We start from the raw sequence: 7,379 nt of genomic DNA, 5'->3' as shown, positions 1-7,379 counted from the left end.
GGTCGTCAGGTTTGATCACGCCCGTCGCCGGAATCGCCAAGCGCCTCGGGGTCTGCACCCCAGGTGCCCGGCACCATCGGCATCGTCGGGCCGGCGCCGAACTCATCGCCGTGAAGCGTGGCCAACCCCGCCGCCTGCTCAGCGCCCCTCGACGACGTCCCGGCAAATCCCAGCGGCCCCGCGCCGCGGTCTGAGGCCGCCGTTGACGCGACTGGCTCCTCACCACGCGGTCCGGCCCAGTCCGGGTCGACCTCGACGTTCATATTCATGAACTCGTCCCCATACCCGCGCTGCTTTGCGCGCTGACGCCCCCGCTTCCGGGTCCGCTCCTGCGCGGCGGCCACCACTGCCGCGGCAGCCGCGGGTGCCTTCGAACCGCCGCGCGTAGTGGGCTCCTGCATCTTGGCCTTCGCGCTCATCCACGACTCCATCGTGGGGCCGCCCACGATGTACGGCGGCGCAAAGCCCGGTCCGGCCGGAGGGGGTGGCGGTGCCGTCGGCGGCGGCGGTCCGGCGGGTGCGCTCGCGGCCGTCGCGGGCGTCGTCGGGGCCGGTGCGCCGGGGGCGACCGAGGACGCCACGACCGCTGGAGCCGGAGCAGCGACCGTAAACAGCGGCGGCAGGGCCGGTAGGGGTGCCGGAGCGGCGGTCGGTGGCGGAATGGCAGCCAGCCCGGCCAATCCGATAGCGCCGGCACCGGCGGGGGCGATCGCGGCGCTGACCACGGGCAGCAGCAGCACCGGATTCGTCGACAGAAAAATCGCGACTTCCTCGATGTGAAGCGGGAAGTCGAACAGCTCCCAGCTGAAGAGGTATTGGAAAGCCGCCACCGGGTTTTGCACGAGGTCGGTGCCGAACTGTTGGACGTCCTCAAAGAGTTCGAGCGATCGAGCAACGTAATAGATCAGTTGGCTTGGGTCCGCATAGGAGTCGTAGCTGGCTCCGTTGACGGTGCCCGCGGAGGGGCTCCAATTTATCCCGAAGTTTTGCTGCAGGTAGTTCGCGAGGAGGTCATCGAACCAGTAATCGAGCCTCGGGGCGTGGGCAACCGGGGAGTTTCCGATACCAAGTTTGTTTAGGAAGTCCCGGAGCCACTGCGGAAGCCCCAGCGGATTGTCAGCGCTGAGTCCGCTATAGGGATCACCACTCGCGGTGGGCTGGGCCGCGGCGTCAGATTTCACGATTTGCGGCGCCGGCGTGGTTGCCGGCGTCGACGCCACCGCCGCGCTGGACACCGCCTGATAGGTACTCATCGTGGTGGCGGCCTGGATCCACATCCGGACGTAATCGGCCTCGTTGAGCGCAATCGGAATCGTATTGATCCCAAAGAAATTCGTGGCCTGCAGCACGCCGTGCACGACGTGGTTAGTGGCCAGCTCCGGCATGGTCGGCATGGCCGCCAATGCGGCGGTGTAGGCGGCGGCCGCGGTTTCGTGCTGCGTCGCCGCCGCTGCGCTGTCGGCGCTGGCCTGCGTCAACCACGCCAGGTACGGGACATATGCCGACACGAATTCCTCGGCGCTGGGCCCCTGCCATGCGCCGGTCTGCACCTCGGCCAGCACCGTGCTGATTTCCTCAGCCACTTCGGTGTATTCGGCGCTCAACGAGTTCCACGCCCCCGCGGCCGCCAGCAGCGAGCCGGGCCCAGGGCCACTGCTCAACAACGCTGAGTGCACCTCGGGCGGCGCGGCCATGAAGATGGGCGCCGTCATCGTCAGCCCCAGACGCCGTGATACGACGCCGCCACGGCGGCATCGCGTGCGGCATAACCTGCACCCGAGTCGGCGACGCCGACGCCGGAGCGACCAAGCTCTTCGGCACCCTGAGCGGCAACCGCCGCATGCTGGCCGCCACGGAGACTGAACCCGGCCGCGGCCTGCAACGACACCGGATCGGCGGCCGGCGGCGTCACGGCGGTGATCAACGGCGCCGAACCTGCCTGCGCGGAGGCTAGCCGCGCCGTGATTGCTCCAATGCGCGCGCTGGCAGCCGCAAGGCCTTCTGGAACGACGCGCAATGTCATGACAGCCCTCCGGATACCGTGATGAACATGATTTTCATTAACATTTTTAGCACACCGCAGTGGGATTGGAAACTCGACGGGCCGACATCGATTTCACGTGTCGGACGCCGGCGGGCTAAGTATCCGACGCCAGCATTCGATAACCAGGCTCCGCGAACCGCCGGGCGGCTTCGGTCATCTCGTCGGTCACACGACGATGCTCCGACAGGTCGCCTGAAAAGCGATGGGATTCAACATCTTTCGAATAGAACCTGGACTGTTCGGTCATGCGTTCAATCGCCACGGCGTCGAGGTCGATCCCGAAATGCGTTGCCACCCGGTCCCACACCGCGGCAGGCAGGTCGGCATGGTCGACGCAGATCCGCCGACCAGGGCCCGCGGCAGCCGACAGCAGCATCGCGCCGAGTGCGCGGGCGGCGAACTCGGGTCGCGTCATGGTCGGCAGCGCCGCGGGATCGACGCCGAAACGCAGCGCGGTCTGCGGGGGCACCGCCCCGAGTCCGAGCCAACCCGGCGGATTGGCCAGCAGCGAGGCCACGACCTGCGCCGGTTCGCGCTGAACCCAGACCCACGGCGTATCGGGAAAGGCCGCGGTCAGGATTTCCTGGCGGCGGATGTTCCAGCTGGTGCACTTGAGCACCAGGTGCCGTTCGTCGCCGTGCCGGCGTCGCCCCAGCGCCCGCACCAGAAGCCGCACGACCTGCACCAGTGCGGCCGCATCGACCCGATCGGGGTCGAGACCGAGAAGCGCGTTCAGTGGCGAAGGTTCGGCGATAGCCACGACGCCGGGCAGTGTGCCCAGGAGCCGGGATACCAACGTCGATCCGCATCGCGAGAGGTGAAAGATCATGCCCGCCGGGTCAAGCGACGGCTCGCTATCCAACGCCAGGAAAACATCGAGCCCGGTTCTGACCAATGGCTGGGCAGCTGGACTGGTGGCCCACCGGGCGACGGTCTGGTCGAAGAATGGTTCGTCGAAGCGCTCGGCGGAAAGGTCCGCCCAGTCGACCGTCGGCGTTGGCTCCGAGAAGTCGAACCTGATCGGTGTCCAACGGGCCAGGTCGGCGATCTCCATCAGTCGCCCGGGAGCCGGATCAGGAACCCGTTCGCGATCAGGGTTCGGGCCAGTTCGGTCTGCTGCGCCTCAGACAGCCCTGGGATCTCGCCAACCCGATAGGGCTCAGTGCTTTTGGAGACAAATCGCAGCGCCTCGCCATGGTCCGGGGCAGCGCTGACCACGAGTTGTGCAAAGTGCAACGCAACGCCGTCGGATGTTTCGGTCACACGCGAAAACAGCGGTTGGTACTTCACCACTCGGACCTGACCGTCTATCCCGATGGCGTTCGTAATCGCCTGTCCGACGGGCGGGCTTTGGCCACGCCTGACGAGGTCGTCGGCGAGCGAACCGAGGCCTGCCGAAATGGCACTCGGCTGTTCAAGGGCTTCAGCGACGTAGCGGACAAGAACGCCCAGCGTGGCCCGCACGTCCGGGTCGTCGAGATACCGCGGCGGCAGCTGGGTGTGGACGCGGTCGTCGGAGCCGCTCAGCGAGTTGAGCGCTCGGGTGACGAGCAGGAGCAGAGTGGGCGCGAGCACGCCGACGGTCAGATGGACCGATACCTCCGAGGTCGCTTCGGCGGCGTGCACGCGGCCGCCCGGCAGATAGAGCACGTCGCCGACTTCCAGGCGCACGTCAGCGGGCAACGGGAGCGCGTCGGCAGCGACCGGCTCATGACGCAGCGCCGCACGCGGTGCGACATCGATACCGTCGTACAGGTGCCAGATCTTTGATCCCCGAATCTGGAGTATCAGCACGTCGTGCTCGTCGTAATGCGGGACGAAGCCTTGGGATTCGGGCGGTGTGAAGTAGGCGTTGACCTGGGTCGCGAAGTTCAGTTCGACCTCGATGGCGTGCAGCAGCGACGCGATCGCGCGTACATATCGATGAATGCTTTCCAGGACGATCGTGTAGCCGTCCGCAAAATCGTGGCCGATTCGCGCGACATCTAGGCCGCCGTCGCTACGTCGGTAGTGGTATGGCTCTTTTTTGTCGTTCTCCCGGACCAGCCGTACCAAGGACAGATCCGGCCGGAACGACCCCAGCAGCTGATCGACGGAGGCCGCGCCTTCGAGAATGGTGTCGAAGTATTCCGGAGAACTTCGGCTGACGTGGTAGTGACTCTGACCCCATATCTCGGTGAGAAAGGTCTCGACTTTCAGCGGCGCCAGCAACCAGCCCAGGGACGATTCGGGGTCGACGCCCGATGAGCGCTGCGGCATTCAGTCATGTTCCCTATCAGCTCCCCCATTGGGCAACCGGACAAGGAATCCACTCACGATGAGTGTGCGGGCGAGATCCGTCTGCTGTTCGGGGCGCAGGCCGGGTAGATCGCCGATGTGAAACGGCTCGGTGCTCGCAGCGACGAATCGCAGCGCGGCGGCGTGGTCGGCGCCGGCATTGATCGACAAGCTGGCGAATTGCAGGGTCACTCCGCCGTCGGCGGCCTTCACCCGCGAATACAGCGGTTGGTATTTCACCACCCGGGTTTGCGTGTCGACAGTGTCGGCGCCGGCGATCCGGCCGATCGGCGGACACGTGCCGCGACGGACCAACACGTCGGAAAGTAAGCCGACACCGTCGGTCAATGCGTCTGGATCCTGCACTGTCGCAACGGCTTCCAGCACCAAGTCCCGAACGGTCGCGTCCAGCTCCGCATCGTCGAGATGACGGGCCGGCAGCTGGGCATTCAGACGGTCATCGCGGAAGCTCTGCGAGTACAGCGCTCCGATAGCCAGCATCAGCACGGTCGGCGCGTGAATTCCCACGGTCAGATGAATCGATGGTTCGGAGTGCGTCTCGGCTGCGTGCACCCGGCCGCGCGGCACGTAGAGCACGTCACCGGCTTCCAGGAGCACATCCGTTGGCGTCGGAAGCCTTTCGAGGACAACGGCTTTGTCCTGGTCGCGCTGGATCTCGCGTGGCGGCAGGTCCGCCCCGACGTAGAGATGCCACGTCTTGGAGCCTTGAATCTGCAGGATCAAGACGTCGTGGTCGTCGTAGTGCGGGACGTGGCCGGTGGATTGCGGTGGCGTGATGTAGGCGTTCACCTGCGTCGGGAAATTCAGCTCCACCTCGAGCGATCGGGCCAGTGTTCCGATCGTCCGCACGTACTGTTCAATGCCGTCCACGACGATGGTGTAGCCGTCGGCAAAGTCAATGCGGACGCTCGCGACATCGAGAGTGGCATCGGCCAGCCGGTAACTATCCGGGCCCTTTTTGTCTTTTCCGCGTACCAGCCGCAACGCTGCCGGCTCGTGACGAAACAGCTCGAGCAGCCCGTCGACCGTCGAGGGTCCGGGCAAGAGGGCCTCGAAGGAGCGGGCGCCGCTGATGTGGCGGTGGTCCTTGCCCCAGATCTCGTTGAGGAAGGTCTTTACGGAGAGTGGCTCCAGCAACGAGGCCAGCGACATCTCCGTGTCAACGCCCGGTGAGCGTTGTCGCATCAGTCGTGCTCTCCGCCTTCGTCCGCCTCGCCGGACTGGTCTGCGGTCCAGCTACCCGGCACCATTGGCAGCACCGGCCCGCCGCCGAATTCGTCGTCGGCGAGCGTCGCTAAACCCGTTGCAGCCGAACCGCTTTTGGCCGCCGTGCCGGCAAAACCCAACGGCCCGGCACCGCGTTCAGTAGTCGCCGTCGATCCACTTTCCGACCTGCCCCAGTCGGGATCGACATTGATATTCATTGCCATAAACTCGTGAGCGTACCCCCGCAGACCCGACCGCCGGCGTCGCCGTAACCGACGGGGCTCACGCGACCCCACCGCGGCGGCCGCGGCAGCGGCAAAAGGCTCAGCGGCTTTCCGTTTGTCGCCCGCGCCGGCGGTACTGGCCATTCCCCACCCCGCGCCGATGCCGGGAGGACCCACTGCGTATGGCGGGACAAAACCGGGCCCCGCCGCGGGCGGAGCCGGTGCTGCCGGCGCCGAAGTGGCGACGGTGCCGGCCGGAGCGGCGGGCGCCAACGCCGACGCTGGCGTCGAGGCCGGGGCCGTGGCGGTCGCGGCAGCCGGAGCCACCCCGGCGGCCGGCGCTGCGTCGGACGGGACCGGCGGGGCGACCTGCATGGGGATCTGGGCCACGGGTTGCGTTAAACCGGCCAGCCCGGCAAGCCCGGCGAAGCCGCCAACAGCGCCGAGGCCAGTCGATGCCGCGCCAGCAGCCGCGGCGATCAGTTCCGGTTGGAAGGCATTGATGAATTCGCTCAGGTGACCAGTCTCATCGGCGATCAAGCCCGAGATGTCGCTCGACAGCTGTGGTACGGCCTGCGATGGATTGGTGAAGAATTCAGAGAAATCCCGTTGCAACGTCTGGGTAATCTCCAAAACCCGATTCACATACCAGGACGCGTCGTGTGGACTGCCGCTGTCGTCGTCGATAATCGGCAAGATTCCGCTGTCGCTGCTCTGGCTATCGGCGGGCTGGGCGGAGTTCACGATCTGCGGCGCCGCATCGGTCTGAGGTGTCGCGGCCAATGCCGTGGTGGATACCGCTTGATACGTCGTCATCGTGGTGGCCGCCTGAATCCACATCCGGACGTAGTCGGCCTCGTTGAGCGCAATCGGGATCGTATTGATGCCAAAGAAATTCGTGGCCTGCAGCACGCCGTGCACCACATGGTTGGTGGCCAGCTCAGGCATGGTCGGCATGGCCGCCAAGGCGGCAGTGTAGGCGGCGGCCGCGGTTTCGTGCTGCGCGGCCGCCACTGTGCTGTCAGCGCTGGCCTTCGTCAACCAGGCCAGATACGGGACATATGCCGACACGAAAGACTCCGCGCTCGGCCCCTGCCAGGCGCCGGTCTGCACCTCGGCCAGCACGGAACTGAGTTCCTCAGCCACTGAGGTGTATTCGGCACTCAGTGAATTCCACGCCCCCGCAGCCTCGAGTAGCGAGCCGGGCCCGGGGCCACTGCTCAATAACGTGGAGTGCACCTCGGGCGGCGCAGCCATGTAGATGGGCGCCGTCATCGTCAGCCCCAGACGCCGTGATACGACGCCGCCGCGGCGGCGTCTTTTGCGGCATAGCTTGCACCCGACTCGGCGACCCCGACGCCGGAGCGACCAAGCTCTTCGGCACCCTGGGCGGCAACCGCGGCATGCTGGCCACCACGGAGACTGAATTCGACCGCTGTCTGCAACGACACCGGGTCGGCGGCAGGTGGGATCACGGCCGTGATCATCGGCGCCGCGCCAGCCTGGGCAGATGCCAACCGCGCCGTGAGGCCTTCGATGCGCGCGCTGGCAGCCGCAAGGCCTTCTGGGACGACGCGCAATGTCATGACAGCCCTCCGGTCACCGTG

General features: G+C 66.4%; 7 protein-coding genes. All 7 read right to left on the bottom strand.

The window, feature by feature from the left end:
• Window positions 1-5: 5 nt before the first annotated feature.
• The 7 genes from VGH54_RS26140 to VGH54_RS26110 all read right to left on the bottom strand — a co-directional run bounded on the left by VGH54_RS26140 (window position 6) and on the right by VGH54_RS26110 (window position 7,358).
• Window positions 6-1,712, bottom strand: coding sequence for a PPE family protein (locus VGH54_RS26140; RefSeq protein ID WP_331515038.1), 1,707 nt, complete (start codon window positions 1,710-1,712; stop codon window positions 6-8).
• A gap of 2 nt (window positions 1,713-1,714) precedes the next feature.
• Window positions 1,715-2,023: a PE family protein gene (locus VGH54_RS26135; RefSeq protein WP_331515037.1), complete on the bottom strand. Its 309-nt coding sequence runs from the start codon at window positions 2,021-2,023 to the stop codon at window positions 1,715-1,717.
• Window positions 2,024-2,138: 115 nt separating this feature from the next.
• Window positions 2,139-3,098: a hypothetical protein gene (locus tag VGH54_RS26130; protein WP_331515036.1), complete on the bottom strand. Its 960-nt coding sequence runs from the start codon at window positions 3,096-3,098 to the stop codon at window positions 2,139-2,141.
• The gene (locus VGH54_RS26125; RefSeq protein ID WP_331515035.1) at window positions 3,098-4,303 is read right to left on the bottom strand and encodes a cupin domain-containing protein; all 1,206 of its coding nucleotides are present in this window, start codon (window positions 4,301-4,303) and stop codon (window positions 3,098-3,100) included. Before VGH54_RS26125 ends, VGH54_RS26130 begins: the two co-directional genes overlap by 1 nt.
• On the bottom strand, window positions 4,304-5,527 hold the full coding sequence (locus tag VGH54_RS26120; protein WP_331515034.1) for a cupin domain-containing protein: 1,224 nt from the start codon (window positions 5,525-5,527) through the stop codon (window positions 4,304-4,306).
• Window positions 5,527-7,047 carry a PPE family protein gene (locus VGH54_RS26115; RefSeq protein WP_331515033.1) on the bottom strand — a complete coding sequence of 507 codons (1,521 nt, stop codon included), beginning with the start codon at window positions 7,045-7,047 and terminating at the stop codon, window positions 5,527-5,529. Before VGH54_RS26115 ends, VGH54_RS26120 begins: the two co-directional genes overlap by 1 nt.
• A 2-nt stretch (window positions 7,048-7,049) precedes the next feature.
• On the bottom strand, window positions 7,050-7,358 hold the full coding sequence (locus VGH54_RS26110) for a PE family protein (protein ID WP_331515039.1): 309 nt from the start codon (window positions 7,356-7,358) through the stop codon (window positions 7,050-7,052).
• Window positions 7,359-7,379 lie beyond the last annotated feature (21 nt).

The sequence above is a fragment of the Mycobacterium sp. genome, from assembly GCF_036488105.1.
In the GTDB taxonomy this organism is placed as follows: Bacteria; Actinomycetota; Actinomycetes; order Mycobacteriales; family Mycobacteriaceae; genus Mycobacterium.
The sequence above is the reverse complement of the archived record's forward strand: the minus strand, read 5'-3'. Positions and strand labels throughout refer to the sequence as shown.

What these genes read in the sequence shown, in the direction of transcription:
- VGH54_RS26140 (WP_331515038.1), bottom strand. Translation starts at nt 1,712, where the DNA reads ATGACGGCGCCCATCTTCATGGCCGCGCCGCCCGAGGTGCACTCAGCG.
- VGH54_RS26135 (WP_331515037.1), bottom strand. Translation starts at nt 2,023, where the DNA reads ATGACATTGCGCGTCGTTCCAGAAGGCCTTGCGGCTGCCAGCGCGCGC.
- VGH54_RS26130 (WP_331515036.1), bottom strand. Translation starts at nt 3,098, where the DNA reads ATGGAGATCGCCGACCTGGCCCGTTGGACACCGATCAGGTTCGACTTC.
- VGH54_RS26125 (WP_331515035.1), bottom strand. Translation starts at nt 4,303, where the DNA reads ATGCCGCAGCGCTCATCGGGCGTCGACCCCGAATCGTCCCTGGGCTGG.
- VGH54_RS26120 (WP_331515034.1), bottom strand. Translation starts at nt 5,527, where the DNA reads ATGCGACAACGCTCACCGGGCGTTGACACGGAGATGTCGCTGGCCTCG.
- VGH54_RS26115 (WP_331515033.1), bottom strand. Translation starts at nt 7,047, where the DNA reads ATGACGGCGCCCATCTACATGGCTGCGCCGCCCGAGGTGCACTCCACG.
- VGH54_RS26110 (WP_331515039.1), bottom strand. Translation starts at nt 7,358, where the DNA reads ATGACATTGCGCGTCGTCCCAGAAGGCCTTGCGGCTGCCAGCGCGCGC.